The organism is Aeromonas sp. SER (genome assembly GCF_038739615.1).
Classification (GTDB): Bacteria; Pseudomonadota; Gammaproteobacteria; order Enterobacterales; family Aeromonadaceae; genus Aeromonas; species Aeromonas jandaei.
The window spans coordinates 56797-75722 of record NZ_JBCGFC010000008.1; the positions used below are offsets into that span (position 1 = coordinate 56797).

Consider the following 18926-nt stretch of genomic DNA (forward strand, 5'->3'; position numbering starts at 1 on the left):
ATAATAATTATCATTTAGATCTATTCTCTCTCCATATCCTGATGGAGGGTGATGCCATGCAACCCGCACTGACTACAACGATTCCAAGCCGCAAATTCAAACTGACCCTGCTCGGGCCCGCCTTTATCGCTGCCATTGGCTACATAGATCCGGGCAACTTCGCTACCAATATTCAAGCCGGCTCTACTTTCGGCTACCAGCTGCTCTGGGTGGTGGTATGGGCCAACCTGATGGCCATGCTGGTGCAGACCCTCTCGGCCAAACTCGGCATCGTCACCGGCAAGAATCTGGCTGAGCATATCCGCGACCGACTGCCGAAACCGGCGGTCTGGGCATATTGGGTACAGGCGGAGATTATCGCCATGGCCACCGATCTCGCCGAATTTATCGGCGCCGCCGTCGGCTTCAAGCTGCTGCTTGGCGTGACCCTTCTGGAGGGAGCCTGTATCACTGCCGTGGTCACCTGGGGGATCCTGATGTTGCAATCCCGCGGCCAGAAACCGCTGGAGTTTGTGGTGGGCGGTCTGCTGCTGTTTGTTGCGGCGGCCTACATCGTCGAGCTGATCTTCTCCCGCCCCCATCTGCCGAGTCTGCTGGAGGGTGCCCTCTTCCCAGGTCTACCCAACAGTGATGCCGTCTATCTGGCCGCCGGTGTGCTCGGTGCCACCGTGATGCCACACGTCATCTATCTGCACTCGGCGCTGACCCAGCACACGCAGGATCAGGGCTCGGTCAGCCAGCGGCTACATACCACCCGGGTCGATGTGGCCATCGCCATGACCATCGCAGGCTTCGTCAATCTGGCGATGATGGCGATGGCGGCGGCCGCGTTCCACAGCTCGGGCCACCAGCAGGTAGCGGAGCTGGAGTCAGCCTACCAGACACTCACCCCGCTGCTGGGTCAGGCGGCGGCCACCCTGTTTGGCCTCTCGCTGGTCGCCTCCGGCATCAGCTCTACCGTGGTGGGGACGCTGGCCGGGCAAGTAGTGATGCAGGGTTTTGTCCGCTTCACCATCCCGCTCTGGCTGCGCCGCGCCATCACCATGACCCCCGCCTTCGTGGTGATCGCCATGGGCTTCAACACGACAGAGATATTGGTGTTGAGTCAGGTAATCCTGAGTTTTGGCATCGCGCTGGCGCTGATCCCGCTGCTGATGCTGACCGGTGATCGGGCACTGATGGGAAAACATCGCAACCATCCGGTCACCCAGGCAATCGGCCGTCTTATCGTTGCACTGGTGATCGGGCTCAATGCCTACCTGCTGGTTGCCATGATCTAGCAACCAGTCACCAAACAGGAGGCTCATTAACACTGGTTAATGAGCCTCTTCGCACTTTGGCGTATGCTGCCGCTTTCTCTTCCCATTTATCGTTGCGGGAGCCTTGCCATGGAACATACCCGAGTCAGCTTCGTGCTGGGCCATCATCAGGAGCAGGCCAGCGTGGTCTGCTGCCAGCCCGGTGACACCACGCTGCTGGTCACCGACCTCACCCCTTTTCATCCCCAAAGCCATCTCTGGCCCGATCAGCCGGGGGATGTGGGCCATGCACGCTGGGAAGGTGGCGAAGCTGCTATTGACCCTTGCAGGATGGGGGCTATCAGCCCGGATGGCGAGCTGTTCGTCGACGCCGATATTCCGGTCAAACGGGGTGCAGAAGGATGGCGGTTCGTCGTGGTACACCCCTTGGCGGGCGAGTACAGCTTGCCTGTCGGCAGTCGGGTCGAGTTGCAGGTCGATAGCGCGGCACGCCACGCCCTGAGTCTGGGCCACAGCGGCTGCCATCTGGCTGCGCTCGCTCTCAACCGGACTCTCACTCCTTACTGGCGTAAAGAAGTGAGCGAGCTCGATGCTCTGGGCCAACCCGACTTCGACCGCCTCGCCATTCAGAGCTCGCGGGTCGAACCTTGTGGTTCGCGGGAGCAGTACCGCATCGGCAAGAGCCTGCGCAAGAAGGGGGTCAACAACGAGGCACTGCTGGCAGATTTGGCGGTGATTGAAGAGAAGGTCAATCGGCAGCTGGCCGACTGGATTGCAGCCGGGGGAGAGATCCGCCGTAGCCGCGCAGGCGAGGCGATCATCGATTCGCGCTACTGGCACTGCACGCTGGAAGGTCAGGAGGTGACCATCCCCTGTGGCGGTACCCATGTTGCCTCGTTCGCCGAGTTGGGAGAGGTCAGGGTGCAGCTCACTCTGGTGGAGGAGGGCTTTGCCATGCTGACCCGGGTCACCCCGACCCACCACTAACCCCGCCGCCTTCACAACAAGCGCCCCCATGTGGCGGCGCTTGTTGAGCGCACTCTCTCGCAAGGGACCCCGGCTAGCGAGGGATCCCGGCACCCAGCTGGTCAGCGATCGCATCCATCAAGGCCCTCACCCGGCGCGGTTGACTGCGACTCGAGGGATAGACCAGCTGCAAGCGGGAAGGGGTGGTCGAAAAGGGGGCCAGCACCTCCAGCAGCGCACCTCTGGCCAGATCCTCCTGCACATCCCACCAGGATTTGAAACAGAGCCCCAGTCCCTGCAAACACCACTGACGTACCAGCAGACCGTTGTTGGTCACCCGTCGTCCGGCCACCTGCACCCGATAGGGGTCACCACCGACCTCGAATCCCCAGCTGCGATCAGGGGTATCGCCAAAGCGCATCACCAGACAGTCGTGTCGCTGCAACTCGTCCGGATGACGGGGGATACCCCGCCGCCGCAAGTAATCCGGGGAGGCGCACACCATCCTGCGGGACTCGCCCAACGAAATGGCACGCAGCGAACTGTCGGCAAGGGTACCGTAACGCAGGGCGAAGTCGATCCCCTGCCCCACCAGATCCACATACCCGTCGGTCAGGTTGAGATCAATGGTAACGCCGGGGTGCATCTCCATGAACTGATCCAGCAAAGGGACCAGCCGGGTACTCCCCAGATCCACCGGTGCACTGAGGCGAATCGGGCCCGCCATCTCCTGACTACCCAACTGGATGCGACGCTGCAGATCGTCTGCGTCGGCCAGCAAGCGGCGCCCCTCCTCCACCAGCAGACGCCCCTCCTCGGTAAGGCTGATGGAACGAGTCGTACGCGTCAGCAGGGCAACCCCATAGTGACGCTCCAAAGCGGCGAGGCGCTCGGAGACGGTAGCCGGGGAGAGTCCCAGCTCGCGCCCCGCAGCGGAGAGCCCCCCTTTCTCCACGATGGTCAGGAAAAGTGCCAGATTATCCAACATTATTGTTCGCCACTTCCGAAATATGAATTCAGCTTGAGCGAGATTATCAGAAATATCTGTCGAATATATCCTCTCTCCATCTCGTGCCAACCCGTGATGACCCTCATCCGGATCGGCTATCTGCACCTTTTTAGAGAGGAATCGATGATGTCATTTACTGCACAAACGCTCTCCGTGGTGATCGGTGGTCACAGTGGCATTGGTGAGGCGGTCGTCGCTGCCCTGAGCAACCGACCCGGCCGGGTGATCGCAGCCAGTCGCCGCGACGGGGTCGATGTGACCGACCCCGCCACGCTGGAGGCATTCTTCCAACACCATGGCCCGCTGGATCATCTGGTGATCACCGCAGGCTCCCAGGCGCCGGGGGACCATTTTCTGGCCCTCGACAACGCCGCCGCCAAATCGGCCTTCGACACCAAATTCTGGGGCACCCTTGCCATCATTAAGGCTGCCGCCCCGCACTTGAAGCCCAATGGCAGCATTACGCTGACCTCCGGCTTTCTGGCCCGCAAAACGGTGCCCGGCACGCTGGTCAAAACTGCCATGAATGCGGCGCTGGAGGCCAGTGCAAAAATCCTGGCGCGCGAGCTGGCCCCCCTGCGGGTCAACGTGGTCAGCCCGGGCCTGACCGACACCAGCGCCTATCAGGCGATGTCCCCCGAGTCACGCCAGGCCATGCTGGAGCGGGCCGCCACAACCTTGCCTGCCGGTCGCTACGGCCGCGCGCAGGACATCGCCGCAGGCTACCTGCTGGCCATCGACAACCCCTTTATGACCGGCGCCACCATCGATCTCGATGGCGGAGCCCTCATCAACTGAACCGCAGGGGAACCATGATGAACCACACCAACCGATTACCGAGCCAGATCTGGATCCTGACGCTCTCGGCCTTTGCGATTGGCACCGCCGAATTCGTGATAGCAGGCATCCTGCCACAAGTGGCCGAAAGCCTTGGGGTCAGCGCAGGTGGCGCAGGCAACCTGATTACCGTCTATGCACTGGCCATTGTCATTGGCGGCCCCATCCTGACCCTCTGGCTGGCCCGTTTCGATAAAAAACGGGTGTTGATGGGCCTGATGGGGCTGTTTATCGTCGCCAATCTGCTCTCGGCCTTTAGCGACGACTACCTGATCCTGGCCATCAGCCGGGTGCTGGCCGGTCTCACACAGGGGCCTTTCTACGGCATCGGCGCCGTGGTTGCCACGCGCATGGTGCAAGACAAGATGGCCGGGCGAGCGGTAGGTCAGATGTTTGCCGGCCTCACCCTTGCCAACGTACTCGGCGTTCCCACTGGCGCCTGGATCGGCAACAGCTTTGACTGGCATACCACCTTTATGGCCGTAGCTGCTCTGGGGGCGGTCGCCCTGCTGGCCATCGCCGTCGCCATCGAACACCAGCCAAAGGAGCTCCCCACCTCCATCGCCAGTCAACTGGCTGCGTTTCGCAACTGGAACTTGCTCGCCAGCCTGCTCTTCACCGTGCTTGGCTGGACAGGCTTCATGACGCTCTACGGCTACATTGCCCCCTTGGCAGAAGAGGTTGCCGGATTCGATCGCTCCGCAATCACCGGCGTGCTTGTGGTAGTCGGTCTGGGTCTGGTGCTGGGCAACAATATTGGTGGTCACAGCGCCGACCGCAATCTGAAACGTTCTCTGCTGCTATGGCCACTGCTGACCATTCTGGCGCTGCTGTTGCTCGGTGCAGTAGAGCACTACTCCTTGCTGTTCCTGATCGCGGCCTTTCTGTTTGGGGTTGCCACCTTTGCCAACCTGCCCGCCATGCAGATGCGGGTCATGAAATATGGCAAGCAAGCTCCCGAGCTGGCAGCCACGGCCAATATCTCGGCATTCAACATCGCCAATGCGCTGGGGGGGATCATCGGCGGCACTGTGGTCGACAGCCACTTCGGCCCGGCCGCCTTGCCCTTCTTTGCCGCACTGGTTCCGCTGACAGGACTGCTGTTTATCCTGAGCCAGGAGCGTAGCCGCCGCGCAGCCCTAGCTTGCTGACCCTTTTTCGCCATGACCATCGCCCCCAAGAGGGGGCTAACAGGAGTCAGGATGACCATACGCGCCATCGACCACTTCACGCTGCGCACCCGCGCGCTGGAGCAAACCGTCGCCTTCTATCGCGAGGTAGTGGGCTTGCAGGAGGGGGTTCGCCCTCCCTTCCCCTTCGCTGGCCGCTGGCTCTATGCCGATGGCCGCCCACTGCTGCATCTAGTGGCCAGCGGCACCGACGAGGGATTGGCAAGCTATCTCGGCGTGCGGGGCGAGGATCACGGCAGCGGCTGCATCGACCATATCTCCCTGCGCGCCGAAGGTGCTGACGAGGTACAGGCCCGCCTGTTGCGCCTTGATATCCCTTTTGTCAGCCGCCTGATCCCGGAGCGGGGCGAGCTGCAGCTGTTTTTGCAGGACAACAACGGCGTCATGGTTGAGCTGCTGTTTCTGGATGACACATCCCAAGAGGGCAAGAGATGACCAGCAGACGCAATTTCATCAAAGGAGGCGCCGCCATCGTCACGCTGGCGGCAACGAGCATATCACTCACCGCGCGGGCAGTGACGCACTCGAACACCACTCAGCAATCGCACAAAGGAGACGGCCCCATGATCCGGCTTGGTATTACCGATCTATCGTTTCACCGCATGACCGGGGCGTTGGTCGCCACCACACTCGAACTGCGCGGTTATCGGGTCACTCGCAGCTACGCCCCCCATGAGGCGAACTTTGCCCGACTGGCCAGCGGAGAGATCGACATGCTAGCATCGGCATGGTTGCCCTCCAGCCACGGCATCTACAAGGAGCAGGTCGAGCAACAGGTCGATATCCGCGAGTTCGGGCTCCACTATCAACCCTATGCCCTCTGGGGAGTGCCGGACTATGTGCCCGCAGATCAGGTCGCCGAGGTGGCGGATCTGCTGCACCCCGAAGTGCGAAAGCGCATGACACCGGTGATCCAGGGGATTGGCCCGGGGGCGGGCATCAGCCGCTTCTCCCGCCAGATCATGGCGGAATATGGCCTGGAAACCGCCGGTTACCGTTTTTTGAACGGGTCGCAAGAGGAGTGCCTCGCGGCATATGAGCGGGCCGTTGCAGAAGAGCGTTGGGCGGTCGTCCCCGTGTGGCGCCCCCAGTTCCTGCACGCGACCTACCGGATCCGTGAACTGAAAGAGCCAAAAGGGCTGCTCGGCGGGGTAGATCGGGCGGTGCTGCTGGCGCGCAGCGATCGGCTTCATCTGCTGGCCAGCGAAGATATCAGCCATCTCGATGGGCTGAGATTTGACAATGCCACCATTGAGCAGCTCGACCACCGTGTCAGTCGGCTGGGGGAACCACTCGATCAGGTCGCCAGAAGCTGGCTGGAAGGGCAAACTGCCTGAAGTACCGCAGTCATGGCAAGGGAAGCGATCTCATCGCTTCTCTTTTAACCAACCCCTGATTAGAATGCGCCTCCCACAGGAGGCACATCACCCATGAGTAGTACCCATCTGCGCACCACTTCGGATCGGCTCCGCTATCTGGTTCTCTATGAAGGCATTGGTCTGGCCATGGTTGCCCCGCTTATCAGCCAGCTGTTTGGCCAGGGTGTCGCCGAGGTCGGTTCACTGGCGATCTTCTTCTCCATCGTCGCCACTGCATGGACCTATGGCTGGAACCTGCTGTTTGACAAGGCGCTGCTGGCTCTGTGCGGGCGCACCAACAAGCGCCCTCTTGATCGCTTCCTGCATGCGTTTGGCTACGAAGCGAGCTTTATGATGCTCTCCCTCCCCTGCGTCATGTTCTGGCTCGATCTGGGGTTATGGGAAGCGCTACTGCTGGATCTCGGCTTCGTCGCCTTCTACCTCGTCTACATCATTCTCTTTACCTGGGCCTATGAGCGGATCTGGCCATTGCCAGCGACCGCGCAGCAAACGGCCTGACGCGCAGAGTGCTCCTTGCGCAAACCAAGGTAGGTGAGATGGAAGGGTAAAACTGAAAGCCCCAATAAAAACAATGCCAGTCAGCAAGCTGACTGGCATTGGACAAAACAGACTTTAAGACTTACTTGACGGCGTCTTTCAGAGCCTTGCCAGCCACGAATGAAGGCACGTTGGCTGCAGCAATCTGGATCTCTTTACCAGTTTGCGGGTTACGGCCGGTGCGGCCTGCGCGGTGGGTGACCTTGAAGGTGCCAAAACCGACCAGCTGCACAGCATCACCTTCTTTCAAGCTCTGGGTAATACCATTGATGATCTCTTCCAGAGCCACTTTGGCCTGAGCTTTGCTCAGATCTGCTTTGGCGGCAATCGCATCGACAAGTTGAGCTTTGTTCATAACATTTCCTTTATGATCGGGCATTTAGCGCTGGGTCACTCTATGCAAAAAAAAACGCTCAAGCAAAGGCTTTATCGAGCAGGGGGCGTCAAACGCTGGGGTTTTCATCAAGATCTGCGGAAAAAGTCACATTCCAGCCCTGAAAAACCCTGAACCAACCGGCCTCTCGCCCTTCAATAAGCTCAATTTGACACCCACCTCAATACCACTTAACAATATCCCGGCAAGCCTATTGACGCTTGGTCAGATTTTCCCTAGTTATAGGGTGTGTCACTGTTCAAACGGCTAGGAAGCCCCATCAATCGCCCGGCCTTGCCCCATGGAGGGATTATGTTGACGAAACTGGAACAGACCAAACAGGCGCTGGCAGGAAAACACAAGGCTATCGACGACTGGCTGGATGCACGGCAAGCCCTGCTGGTCGAATACATGCGGCTGGCTGGCCTTACCCCGGCCCGAACCAAACAGCGATGCCTGCCCAAACCCGAAGAGCTGCAGCACTTCTGTGACAGACTGGTCGACTACGTCAGCGCAGGCCACTTCGAAATCTACAATCACGTGGTCACCGCCTTCGAGCAGGCCAGCGGCGAAACGCTGGAGCTCGCCAAGCGCATCTATCCCCATATCCGCACCAGTACCGAACTGGCTCTCGAGTTCAACGACAAATATAGTGAGGCCGATGAAGCCCAACTGCTGCTGCTTGATGATGACCTCAATGAACTGGGACCGGTGCTGGAAGAGCGCTTCAAACAGGAAGATCGTCTGGTCAAGGCACTCCATGTGGTGGAATCCCTTAGTGCACAACAGGCTTGAACGCCATTTTCGGAGCAAGTTCAAGATACTGGCAGTCAAGGTGGATTACACTCAAAGCAATGACCATCGGGTCCACACTGATTGCATACAAGGAGATGAGCATGTCTGAGCGCCGCCGTTTTGCACGGATCCTCTACTTGACCATGGCTGAACTCACGCAGGGGGAACGCAAGTGGCGCACTCAGCTTGTCGATATTTCCCTGCAGGGTGCGCTGCTAATCCGGCCTGACGACTGGGTGAGCAATGACAACAAAGAGTACCAGCTGAGCTTTGTCCTGAGCGGCAGTGACATCGAGATCAAGATGCAGGTAGAGCTGAACCATGAGGCCAGCAAGAAGCTGGGCTTCTACTGCCATCACATCGACATCGACAGCGCCACACACCTGAGGCGGATGATCGAACTCAATGTGGGCGATGAGGAGCTGCTGCACCGGGAGCTGGAACAGCTGCTGAGCGAGCATCTGGAACACAGCCAGCCCTGACGTTCCATATTTCCCCGTAATCCCGTAAATAAGAAGAGCGCCTCGGCGCTCTTCTTATTTACATGCATCCCAACACATAGTCTTTTGGCTGCATAGGCTTACAGCGCCTCAAGCGCATCAGACAACTTCTTGACCGGCACCACTTCCATCCCTTCGATAGGGTGCTTGGGGGCGTTGGCGTGCGGCACGATGGCGCGGCGGAAACCGTGTTTCGCCGCCTCTTGTAGTCGCTCCTGACCGGACGGCACCGGGCGAATTTCGCCGGAGAGTCCGACCTCGCCAAACACCACCAGATCCTTGGACAGCGACTGGTCGCGGAAGCTGGAGACCATGGCCAGCAGCAGGGCCAAGTCAGCACTGGTCTCTTCCACCTTGACGCCGCCAACCACGTTGATGAAAACATCCTGATCCGCCATCTGCAAGCCGCCGTGGCGATGCAGCACCGCCAGCAGCATAGCGAGCCGGTTGTGATCCATCCCCACCGCCACCCGGCGCGGATTGGAGAGCTGGGAGTAATCCACCAATGCCTGCAGCTCCACCAGCAGCGGTCGGGTGCCCTCCCAAATCACCATCACGATGGAGCCGGGCGCCTGCTCCTCTCCCCTGCTAAGGAAAATGGCAGAGGGATTGCTGACCTCCCGCATTCCCTGCCCGGTCATGGCAAAGACGCCAAGCTCGTTGACCGCTCCGAAACGGTTCTTGTGGGAGCGCAAGGTACGAAAACGGGAGTCATGGCCACCGTCGAGCAGCACGGAGCAGTCGATACAGTGTTCCAGCACCTTGGGGCCGGCCAACGTGCCATCCTTGGTCACATGGCCCACCATGAAGATGGCCACGTGGTTCTGCTTGGCATAGCGAGTGAGCAGCGCTGCGGCCTCGCGCACCTGCGAGACGGAACCGGGCGCCGACTGCACATCCGCCACATGCATCACCTGGATGGAGTCGATCACCATGATCTGCGGCTGCTCCTGCTGGGCAATCAGGCAGATCTGCTCGACGCTGGTCTCCGACAACATCCGCAACTTGTCGGTAGGCAAGCCGAGCCGATTGGCGCGCATCGCTACCTGCTGGAGCGACTCCTCACCGGTGACATAGAGAGTTTTCATCCGCTCGGCCAGACCACACATGGTCTGTAGCAACAGGGTCGACTTGCCCGCCCCCGGGTTGCCGCCGATAAGAATGGCAGAGCCCGGCACCACGCCGCCGCCAAGTACCCGATCCAGCTCCTTGAAACCGGAGGAGAAACGGGGGATCTCGGTAGTGGCTATCTCTGCCAGTGTCTGCACCTGACTGCCAATTGCACCGGCATAACCGGTATAGCGGGCACTCTTGCCGGCAGGAGTTACCGACCCGAGGCGCACCTCGGTAATGGTGTTCCACTCCTTGCACTCACTGCACTGGCCCTGCCAGCGTGTGAAGTCGGCACCACATTCGGAACAAACATAAGCAGTTTTATTTTTGGCCATTGATAACTCGGGGACAGGATGAATTCCTGCTTGATATACTTGTTTGCGACCGACAGATCAAACCCAGAATCGGAAAAGTGACTTTCCGTGGCAGGAACACATGGATTCAGAACACCAACAATATCTGATTGAACAACTTGTCCCCTTGTTGCGGGAGAAAGATTTCGAGGAGATCTTCAACCGCATGACCCAGGAAGAGAACAGCAATAGCCGTTTTCTGCTCAAAATGGAGCTAAAACGCAAATGCTCTCCGTGCCGCAGGGTCATCGACATGCGCGATGAGCTGGCAGATGAGTGTCTGATCCATGAGTTCGACGGCATTACCCACTTCATGCCGGCCGAGGCAATCAACCTGTTCCAGTCCCAGTGCTATCTCTACCGTGACGCCTATACCATAGGGGTCAACGAGGCTCTGCAACAGTGGCAAAAACAGCAGCACCACGCTCGCGTCGATGGCCACCTCACCCCGCCGGCCAGTCCGTTCAGGCAATACGATGTCAATACCATCGCCTTCGCCAGCTACTACGGCCGTCGCCAGGAGCGGATGCACTTCAGCTCGCCGGTACTGCTCAAGCTGCCGGATGGTGAAAAGCTGTTTGCCAAGAGTTCTGATCTCTCCCTCGGCGGGATGCGCATCTCGGTGCCCTATCTGCCCAGTTACCATACCGGCGCTCAGGTCGAGGTCTTCTTCACCGGGCTGGAACGCGACAACCCCAACCCGGTACTGCACCAACCGGTCAATTACCAGATCCTCGGGGAAGAGAGCAAAGAGGGAAAATTCTGGCTGCGGCTGGTGCGCACTGGCGAGCAACCCGCCTTTGACGCTTTTTTGAAAGAGTTCATCGAAGTCAACAAGGTGCGCTACCGGGTCAGCGTCGACTACCTGCTCTCGGCCGCCATCATCAAGGGGTACGAGCAGTTCTACCTGCCACGCATGACCGGCATGCCGCTCTTCTTCGGGACCGGCGACAGCCCCTGCCTCGAGATTGCCCTGCGCACCGAGAACAACCAGCATCTGCTGGAGTACTGGCGTGACGAGAAGAACCGCGATGCGCTGGCGGGGCTCTTCAATGCCGAGCGGATGAAGCGACTCTGCCCCGCCCCCGGTGCCACCAGCGAAACCCTCATCTACTGCTTCACCCACACGGTGCGCAGCCACATCTACTTCTTCTCGGCAACTGCCGAAGAGCTGCGCCAGAGCGGCCTGACCGCCCTCTTCTTCCAAGTGGGCTCACGCCGCCCCAGCTGGCGCGTCTACAAGTTCACGCTGGAGGCGTGCGAACTGCTCGAAGCGGATGTCGGCCAGCTGCAGGGGCTCGAAAACCCGCAGTTGCAGGACATACTGCTGCTCGAGCGACTCAAGCAGATTGGCTATTGCGGCCTGCTGCAGGAGATCAGTCAGGAGTCCCAGCGCGAAGAGTTCTATCAGGAGGGGGAGGCTGGCAGCAACGCCAACGAGTTGCAGCGTTTTGGCCACGAGCAGGGGGTTGCCCCCTTCGAGATCGAGACCCTGCACTATGTCCAGCTGCGCAAGGAGCTGCGCTACATCCACAAGACGGCAGTCGCCATCCACCACAACGGCAAGTCCTGGCTGGGCTGGACCCGCGACATCTCGGCCCATGGCCTGCAGATCGAGCTGGAAGAGGCGTTTGTCGGCGAGAAAAACGATGTGGTGACCATTGCCCTGCCCCGCCTGCAGGAGCTCTCCAAGAGCATGGACTTGCAGCATCTCTCCTATCGGCTGGTCAGTCTCAACATGACCCGTACCGTGCTGCATCTCTGCATCGAGGGGGATTCCGATCGCCACACAGGTCGCCAGTTCTTCAGCCTGCTGATCGAAAGCAACCAGAACAAGCTCAAGGCAGCGCAGGAGCAGCGTCGCTACCGCGGGCTGGCCCGCGCCCTGCGCAACATCTACACCCACCACCTGTTCAACTCGCCGGTCTACATCAACAAGCTGAAGGGGGCCCCCAAACCCGCCTCCATCGGCAAGTCGCTCAAGCCGCGCAGCCTGCAACGGCTGCTCACCGCCTGCGCCGAGCTGCCGGAGCAGGAGAACCTCTATCCGCTGTTTCAGGGAGAGCTGCTCAAGGAGCTGTTGATGACGCCGCTGCGCAGCATAGAGCGGGAGGACAAGCCGAAAGAGGAGGAGGTCTACATCGCCAGCATCCAGACCAGAGCGGGCCTGCCCATCTTCCGCAGCCGTCTCGCCAGCGAGTTCACCGGCGTGAAGGAGAAACGCCAGTTTATCGAGCTGGCGCTACAGGAAGGGGAGTTCTACTCGGTGCTGGTCGGCGTCTCCCGCACCGGGCGCCCCGACACCAACTTCATTGCCAACGAGCTGGACTACATCGCCAAATTTGCCATTCACAAGGCGAAAAAGCTGGAGGAAGAGCTCTGGAGCGTCGTCGGGGTCGGCGAGCTGACCGACACCACCCAGGCGACCCTGTTCCGCCTCGGCATCACGCCGCCACTCAACTGATCCCGGCCACAAGAAACAGGGCGCTTCATGCGCCCTGTTTTTTTATCACGCGGCCTGCGGATCCAGCAGCCAGTCGAGGATCCGGGGGAAGTGATCCTCCTGCGCCTGCGGGGCGGTCAGCATATTGATATGGTCGTAATCGAGCCGGTTGCCGTTGTCCCGACCAAGCCGGGTATGGCGGGTCCTTGAGCCCATCTCGTCGCTGAAACGGCGCACGTCGGTGGGGTGGCCCAGCACCTTGTCCGCCTTGGCCGAGATCATCCAGAGCGGCGGCCAGTTGACCCGGGCAGCCGCCTCGTCATAGGCAAAACCGTCGTGGGGATCCTGCCAGGGGCCGCACTTGACCCAGGGGATGGTCTCCTGCAGGTAGCGCAGCGGCTCGTCATCGGCACCAATCTTGAGATCCCGGGCAGCCAGAAAACCGCGGCGACGAGCCAGCCAGGGGGCCAGCCGGTTCCAGATCAGATCCACCTTCAACCAGCGCTCGGGATTTTGCACCGACACACCGCGTTTAGTGCCAAAAAACAGCAGGCTGGCCACCTGCTCCGCCAGTTCGGGAAAGCGCACCAGCGTGGAGGCCATGATGACGCCGCCCCAGGAGTGAGCCACCCAGTGCACCTTGAAGCCTTGGTGGCGCGCGGCAATCCAGCGGTGCAGGGCGGGCAGATCCTCGGTGATGAGTTCATGCTGACCGTGCTCCGCCTGCTCGGCGATGGCGGGGGTACTGAGCCCGCGCCCGCGCAGATCGGCGACATAAACCTGAAAGCCGTGGCGAGCCAGAAAGCAGGCCAACCCCTTGCCCGACTCAGTATAGAAGATGCGACCGTTCTCGATGGCGCCGTGCACCATCAGGATGGGTTCACCATGAACGGCCGCCCCCGGTTTGATATGACGGACGTGTAACTGATGCTCGCCGCAGGGGACAAAGAGTGATTGCTGCAACAATTCCATTTCGATTGGTTTCCTCCATGAAACAATATCAGGGGCGATCCCAGCGCCTTTCGCTACAGGCGCGTGCCGAGAGCAGGCAGAGCACCCCCTCCAGATCGTGGTGATTGAGGGTGGCAGCAGCCTGCGCCCGCACCAGCGGTTTGGCATGGATGGCGATGCCAAGACCTGCCACCGCCATCATCTTGAGATCGTTGGCGCCATCGCCGATGGCCACGGTCTGGGCGGGCGCAATGGCATACTCGGCCGCCAGCTGCTGCAGTACTTCGGCTTTGACGCTGGCATCGACGATGCGCCCGCTCACCTTGCCGGTCAGCTGGCCCCCCTCCACCGCCAGTTCGTTGGCGAAGATGGCATCCAGCCCCAGCTCCCGCTGCAGCTGGCCGGCAAAGCGGGTAAAACCGCCGGAGGCGATGGCAACACGCCACCCCGCCTGTTTGAGGGTATCGACCATCAGCTGCAAGCCCGGCATCCAGGGCATCCATGCCGCCACCTCATCGAGGATGGCGACAGGCGCCCCCTCAAGCAGCGCCACCCGATTGCGCAGACTGTCGGCAAACTCCAGCTTGCCCTGCATGGCGGCCGCGGTCACCGCGGCAACCTGATCGCCCACCCCCGCCAGCCGTGCTATCTCGTCGATGCACTCGATGCGGATCGCGGTGGAGTCCATGTCCATCACCAACAGACCGGGCTCACTCAGAGTAGGCAGCGCGGGCAAATGACAGAGATCGACCTCCCACACCCTCTCCTTGAGCACGGCCACCAACTCGGGAGAGAAGCGGTCGGTACCGAGCAGCAGCAACGGGCAACCCGCTACCTCGGTCGCCGGATAGAGGGTCGCCGCCACCCCGTGCTCAGCCAACAAGGGCGCCAGCTCTTCCAGAGAGGCCGGCCCCATTGCCTTGCCAAACAGCACCAGCCAGCCAGCCGCAAGGGGCGTCCCGGTTGGTTGCAGGGCATCCGGGGTCAGCTGCCACCAGGGGGAAGATGACAGCTGGGCGGGCCATTCGGATAAGGAGGTGGGGAGCCGGGACAACAACATAAGCGATACGCCTTCCATGGTGATCAAGGGGTTAACAATAGTGGCCCAGAGTAGCGTATTGCTTTTTGCGCAGGCAAGCGCCAAGATCCCGCAACTTCCGGTCAGCATGAGGTCTCGCGCTTGCAGCGTCATCTTCCCATCAAACGTGTGCTCAGTCTGGTAGCCGGCCTGCTGCTCGGCTGCTGGGTACTGGTTGTGCTCCTCCATATGCAGGGAGAGAGTCAGGCCGCCCTGCACAGCGAAGCGCGCAACCGCGCCCAGGCGCTGGTCGCCTATGCCGCCCGCGACATGAAGCGCTGGATCAAGGAGGACAACAGCAGCGAGCTGGAGCGACTGGCACGGGATCTGGCGACCGAGCCGGAGATCCTCGATGTCACCCTCTATGATGGGCGCGGCATCCCGCTCGCCCAGTCGGAGCAGGCCGTACCGCTGGAGAGCCTGCTCCCCATCGGCAGCGACAACAAGTCGATGCCGGAACAGGGCAAGGGACGCATCCAGTTCGTGCAGGAGATCCAGGACGGAGCCCAGACCCTCGGCTATCTGCGCATCACGCTGGAAGAGCAGCAGATCCTGGCGGACAAAGATACCCTGCTCAAGGTGACACAGGAGAAACAGCGACTGATGCTGCTGGTCGCCCTGCTGGCCGGCGTACTCATCTCCTACGGCATTCGCCGCAACTACATGCGGGTGCGCAAGCACAAGAAAAAGAGTACGCCCCCCTCCCCGCCACCGGAAAACTGATGGCCCGGACAGAGAGCAGATAAAAAAACGGCGGCCCGCAGGCCGCCGTTTTTTTATTCGCAAGGAGATTACTTGTCGCCCAGCAGGACTGAATCCAGTGCGATTTCGATCATGTCGTTGAAGGTCAGCTGACGCTCTTCAGAGGTGGTCTGCTCACCGGTACGGATATGGTCGGAGACGGTGCAGATGGTCAGTGCCTTGGCACCGTACTCTGCGGCTACGCCGTAGATACCGGCGGCTTCCATCTCGACACCCAGGATGCCGTATTTTTCCATGACGTCGAACATGGAGGGATCCGGAGTGTAGAACAGGTCGGCGGAGAAGATGTTGCCCACGCGCACGGCAACGCCCTTGTTCTTGGCAGCCTGCACAGCATTGGCAACCAGGTCGAAGTCAGCGATGGCAGCGAAGTCGTGATCCTTGAAACGCAGACGGTTTACTTTGGAGTCGGTGCAGGCGCCCATACCGATCACTACGTCACGCAGTTTCACATCTTCACGCACGGCACCGCAGGAGCCGACGCGGATCAGGGTCTTCACACCGTAATCGGTGATCAGCTCTTTGGCGTAGATGGAGCAGGAGGGGATACCCATGCCGTGGCCCATTACGGAGATACGACGGCCCTTGTAGGTACCGGTAAAGCCGAACATGTTGCGCACGTCGCAGATCTGCTCGACGTTCTCCAGGAAAGTCTCGGCGATGTACTTGGCGCGCAGGGGGTCGCCCGGCATCAGCACGGTATCAGCAAAGGCGCCATCTTTCGCATTGATATGAGGAGTTGCCATTCTCTTGATTCCTTCACACTTGGGTTGAGTTTTATTGTCTTTATTAAAATTGCCCGCCACCGGAGTGGCGGGCGGGTAAATTACAGGAAGCTGGTACCGTATGCCAGTTTGGGCAGACCGTGGTACGCCGCAATGCTCTGGCCGATGTCGGCGAAGGTCTCGCGACGGCCGACGGAACCGGCTTTGACCGGCTTGCCGTAGAACAGTACCGGGATGTACTCGCGGGTATGGTCGGTACCGCTCCAGGTCGGGTCACAACCGTGGTCTGCGGTCAGCACCACCACGTCGCCATCCTGCAGCAGGTCGAACAGCTCCGGCAGGCGGGAGTCGAAATACTCCAGCGCATCGGCGTAGCCCTTCACGTCGCGACGGTGACCGTAAGAGGAGTCGAAGTCGACGAAGTTGGTGAAAACGATGGTGTTGTCTCCGGCTGCTTTAACCTCTTCCAGAGTGCGATCCCACAGCTCGGTCAGACCAGTACCCTTCACCTTCTTGGTAATGCCCTGCTCGGCATAGATGTCGGCGATCTTGCCGATGGAGACCACCTGGCCACCCGCGTCCTTCATGTAGTCCAGCACGGTCGGTGCCGGCGGCAGCACGGAGTAGTCGTGACGGTTGCCGGTACGCTTGAAGTTGCCCTTGCCACTGCCCACGAACGGACGCGCGATAACGCGGCCGATGTTGTAGGGCTCCAGCAGCTCGCGCACGATGTGGCACAGCTCATAGAGCTTCTCGAGGCCGTAGGTCTCTTCGTGGCAGGCGATCTGGAACACCGAGTCGGCAGAGGTGTAGAGGATCGGCTTGCCGGTGCGCATATGCTCTTCGCCCAGATCGTCCAGTACCTGGGTACCGGAAGCGTGGCAGTTGCCGAGATAACCCGGCAGACCGGCCTTCTCGACAATGGCATCCAGCAGCTCCTGCGGGAAGCTGTTGGTGTGATCCTTGAAGTAGCCCCACTCGAACAGTACGGGCACACCGGCGATCTCCCAGTGACCGGACGGAGTGTCCTTGCCGGAGGAGAGCTCCTGAGCGTAGCCGTAGGCACCGACCACCTCGATATCTTTCTTAAGACCTGCCGGGAAGGTGCCGGAAGCCTGTTCGCAAGCGTGGCCGAGGCCCAGCTTGCTCAGGTTCGGCAGATTGAGGGCACCACGGCCCTGCGCTTCACCAGCCGCACACGCCTTGGCGATATGGCCAAGGGTATTGGCGCCCGTGTCTCCGAACTTGTCAGCGTCGGCGGCAGCGCCGATACCGAAAGAGTCCATCATCAGGATAAAGGTACGTTTCATGGGACTTCCCCTTGTTACAAATCAGCCAGGGTGATACGGCGGTACACTTCAGGCAGTGCCTCGGGCCGCTCGCCACCAATCCGGACAGCCGCCTGCACCATGCTGGCAGCCTGAGCATATTGCTCTTCAGTCTGAGCGTGGATCATGGCGATCGGCTTGTCAGCATCGACGCTCTGACCCAGGCGGATAAAGTCGGTCAGACCAACCGCATAATCAAGTTTGTCACCGGCAGCGCGGCGACCGCCGCCCATGGCGACCACGGCCAGACCCAGTTCGCGGGTATCCATGGCGGTCACGAAGCCGCTGTTGGCCGCGAAGACCGGGCGCACGATGGCGGCTTTGGGCAGGTAAGCGTCGTAACGCTCCATAAAATCAGCCGGACCACCCAGGCCAGTCACCATGCGGCCGAAGATCTCGGCAGCCTTGCCGTTATCCAGCACCGCCTGCAGCTTGGCGCGGGCATCGCGTTCGTCGCTGGCAAGACTGGCGGAGATTAGCATCTCGGCGCACAGCGCCATGGTCACTTCGTGGATCCGCGGGTTGCGATATTCACCGGTCAGGTAGCGCACCGCTTCACGCACTTCCACCGCGTTGCCGGCGCTGGAGGCCAGCACCTGGTTCATGTCAGTCAAGAGCGCTGAAGTACGGCAACCGGCACCGTTGGCCACGGCCACAATGCTCTTGGCCAGCTCTTCGGAGGCTTCAAAGGTCGGCATAAAGGCGCCGGAGCCCACTTTCACATCCATCACCAGCGCTTCGAGCCCGGAGGCGAGCTTCTTGGAAAGGATGGAGCCGGTGATCATGGCGACAGATTCGACGGTGGCGGTGATGTCACGTACTGCATAGATACGCTTGTCGGCCGGGGCGAGATCGCCAGTCTGGCCGATGATGGCGACACCCGCCTCTTTCACCACTTTCAGGAAACGATCGTTGTCGACCGAGGTCTGGTAGCCGGGAATGGCATCCAGTTTGTCTAGGGTACCACCGGTGTGGCCCAGGCCACGGCCGGAGATCATCGGCACGAAACCGCCGCAGGCGGCGACCATCGGGCCAAGCATCAGGGAGACAACGTCACCCACACCGCCGGTGGAGTGCTTGTCGACAATCGGGCCACCCAGATTGAGGTGATCCCAGGTCAATACCATGCCGGAGTCGCGCATGGCGCAGGTCAGGGCAACCCGCTCATCCATGGTCATATCTTTGAAGTAGACCGCCATCGCCAGCGCCGCAATCTGGCCCTCGCCGATGGTGTTATTGGTAATGCCCTGAACGAAGAATTGAATCTCTTGGGTACTGAGCGCTTCACCGTTGCGCTTCTTGCGAATAATTTCTTGAGGCAAAAACAT

General features: G+C 60.4%; 19 protein-coding genes. 11 read left to right on the top strand and 8 right to left on the bottom strand.

Annotated features, from left to right (window positions below; all coding sequences use genetic code 11):
• Nucleotides 1-56: 56 nt before the first annotated feature.
• Together AAHA41_RS13230 and AAHA41_RS13235 are read left to right on the top strand one after the other, a co-directional pair.
• The gene (locus tag AAHA41_RS13230; protein WP_043851161.1) at nucleotides 57-1280 is read left to right on the top strand and encodes an Nramp family divalent metal transporter; all 1224 of its coding nucleotides are present in this window, start codon (nucleotides 57-59) and stop codon (nucleotides 1278-1280) included.
• Nucleotides 1281-1388: 108 nt separating this feature from the next.
• On the top strand, nucleotides 1389-2246 hold the full coding sequence (locus AAHA41_RS13235) for a hypothetical protein (RefSeq protein ID WP_323071003.1): 858 nt from the start codon (nucleotides 1389-1391) through the stop codon (nucleotides 2244-2246).
• Nucleotides 2247-2319: 73 nt separating this feature from the next.
• On the opposite strand, the gene AAHA41_RS13240 is transcribed toward AAHA41_RS13235, so the two are convergent.
• A complete protein-coding gene (locus tag AAHA41_RS13240; RefSeq protein WP_139395797.1) occupies nucleotides 2320-3213 on the bottom strand; it encodes a LysR family transcriptional regulator in 894 nt (297 codons plus the stop codon).
• Between the two features lie 144 nt (nucleotides 3214-3357).
• Between AAHA41_RS13240 and AAHA41_RS13245 the strand changes: the two genes are divergently transcribed.
• From AAHA41_RS13245 to AAHA41_RS13265, 5 genes are all read left to right on the top strand, one after another.
• Nucleotides 3358-4032, top strand: a complete 675-nt coding sequence (locus AAHA41_RS13245) for an SDR family oxidoreductase (protein WP_323071002.1) — start codon at nucleotides 3358-3360, stop codon at nucleotides 4030-4032.
• 14 nt (nucleotides 4033-4046) lie between these two features.
• Entirely contained in the window at nucleotides 4047-5222 is a 1176-nt protein-coding gene (locus tag AAHA41_RS13250; RefSeq protein ID WP_323071001.1) for an MFS transporter, read from the top strand.
• Between the two features lie 51 nt (nucleotides 5223-5273).
• Complete coding sequence (locus AAHA41_RS13255; protein WP_323071000.1) at nucleotides 5274-5696, top strand: VOC family protein; 423 nt, start codon at nucleotides 5274-5276, stop codon at nucleotides 5694-5696.
• A 128-nt stretch (nucleotides 5697-5824) separates the two neighbouring features.
• Nucleotides 5825-6598 (top strand): glycine betaine ABC transporter substrate-binding protein, encoded by a 774-nt coding sequence (locus tag AAHA41_RS13260; RefSeq protein ID WP_323092213.1) that lies wholly within the window; start codon nucleotides 5825-5827, stop codon nucleotides 6596-6598.
• A gap of 93 nt (nucleotides 6599-6691) precedes the next feature.
• Nucleotides 6692-7138 carry a PACE efflux transporter gene (locus tag AAHA41_RS13265; RefSeq protein WP_083593495.1) on the top strand — a complete coding sequence of 149 codons (447 nt, stop codon included), beginning with the start codon at nucleotides 6692-6694 and terminating at the stop codon, nucleotides 7136-7138.
• Between the two features lie 121 nt (nucleotides 7139-7259).
• Here the strand turns inward: AAHA41_RS13265 and hupA are convergent, their stop codons facing one another.
• Complete coding sequence (gene hupA / locus AAHA41_RS13270; RefSeq protein WP_005340484.1) at nucleotides 7260-7532, bottom strand: nucleoid-associated protein HU-alpha; 273 nt, start codon at nucleotides 7530-7532, stop codon at nucleotides 7260-7262.
• Nucleotides 7533-7862: 330 nt separating this feature from the next.
• Here hupA and AAHA41_RS13275 point away from each other — a divergent pair, with 330 nt between their 5' ends.
• Both AAHA41_RS13275 and AAHA41_RS13280 read left to right on the top strand, forming a co-directional pair.
• Nucleotides 7863-8345 carry an Rsd/AlgQ family anti-sigma factor gene (locus tag AAHA41_RS13275; protein ID WP_033112959.1) on the top strand — a complete coding sequence of 161 codons (483 nt, stop codon included), beginning with the start codon at nucleotides 7863-7865 and terminating at the stop codon, nucleotides 8343-8345.
• A 101-nt stretch (nucleotides 8346-8446) separates the two neighbouring features.
• Nucleotides 8447-8827: a PilZ domain-containing protein gene (locus AAHA41_RS13280; RefSeq protein ID WP_033112958.1), complete on the top strand. Its 381-nt coding sequence runs from the start codon at nucleotides 8447-8449 to the stop codon at nucleotides 8825-8827.
• Nucleotides 8828-8925: 98 nt separating this feature from the next.
• Here AAHA41_RS13280 and radA read toward each other — a convergent pair whose 3' ends face one another.
• Nucleotides 8926-10293: a DNA repair protein RadA gene (gene radA / locus AAHA41_RS13285; RefSeq protein WP_323070997.1), complete on the bottom strand. Its 1368-nt coding sequence runs from the start codon at nucleotides 10291-10293 to the stop codon at nucleotides 8926-8928.
• A gap of 100 nt (nucleotides 10294-10393) precedes the next feature.
• Here radA and AAHA41_RS13290 point away from each other — a divergent pair, with 100 nt between their 5' ends.
• Nucleotides 10394-12775 (top strand): PilZ domain-containing protein, encoded by a 2382-nt coding sequence (locus AAHA41_RS13290; protein WP_071913601.1) that lies wholly within the window; start codon nucleotides 10394-10396, stop codon nucleotides 12773-12775.
• Between the two features lie 45 nt (nucleotides 12776-12820).
• Here AAHA41_RS13290 and AAHA41_RS13295 read toward each other — a convergent pair whose 3' ends face one another.
• Nucleotides 12821-13726 (bottom strand): alpha/beta fold hydrolase, encoded by a 906-nt coding sequence (locus tag AAHA41_RS13295; RefSeq protein WP_124242224.1) that lies wholly within the window; start codon nucleotides 13724-13726, stop codon nucleotides 12821-12823.
• A gap of 28 nt (nucleotides 13727-13754) precedes the next feature.
• Entirely contained in the window at nucleotides 13755-14765 is a 1011-nt protein-coding gene (gene serB / locus AAHA41_RS13300) for a phosphoserine phosphatase SerB (protein ID WP_323070996.1), read from the bottom strand.
• A 120-nt stretch (nucleotides 14766-14885) separates the two neighbouring features.
• Here serB and AAHA41_RS13305 point away from each other — a divergent pair, with 120 nt between their 5' ends.
• Entirely contained in the window at nucleotides 14886-15506 is a 621-nt protein-coding gene (locus AAHA41_RS13305; protein ID WP_323070995.1) for an AhpA/YtjB family protein, read from the top strand.
• Nucleotides 15507-15574: 68 nt separating this feature from the next.
• On the opposite strand, the gene deoD is transcribed toward AAHA41_RS13305, so the two are convergent.
• The 3 genes from deoD to deoA form a co-directional block, all read right to left on the bottom strand.
• Entirely contained in the window at nucleotides 15575-16291 is a 717-nt protein-coding gene (deoD, locus tag AAHA41_RS13310; protein ID WP_005340471.1) for a purine-nucleoside phosphorylase, read from the bottom strand.
• Between the two features lie 80 nt (nucleotides 16292-16371).
• On the bottom strand, nucleotides 16372-17580 hold the full coding sequence (locus AAHA41_RS13315; RefSeq protein WP_043851167.1) for a phosphopentomutase: 1209 nt from the start codon (nucleotides 17578-17580) through the stop codon (nucleotides 16372-16374).
• A 14-nt stretch (nucleotides 17581-17594) separates the two neighbouring features.
• Nucleotides 17595-18926: a thymidine phosphorylase gene (gene deoA / locus AAHA41_RS13320; RefSeq protein ID WP_323070994.1), complete on the bottom strand. Its 1332-nt coding sequence runs from the start codon at nucleotides 18924-18926 to the stop codon at nucleotides 17595-17597.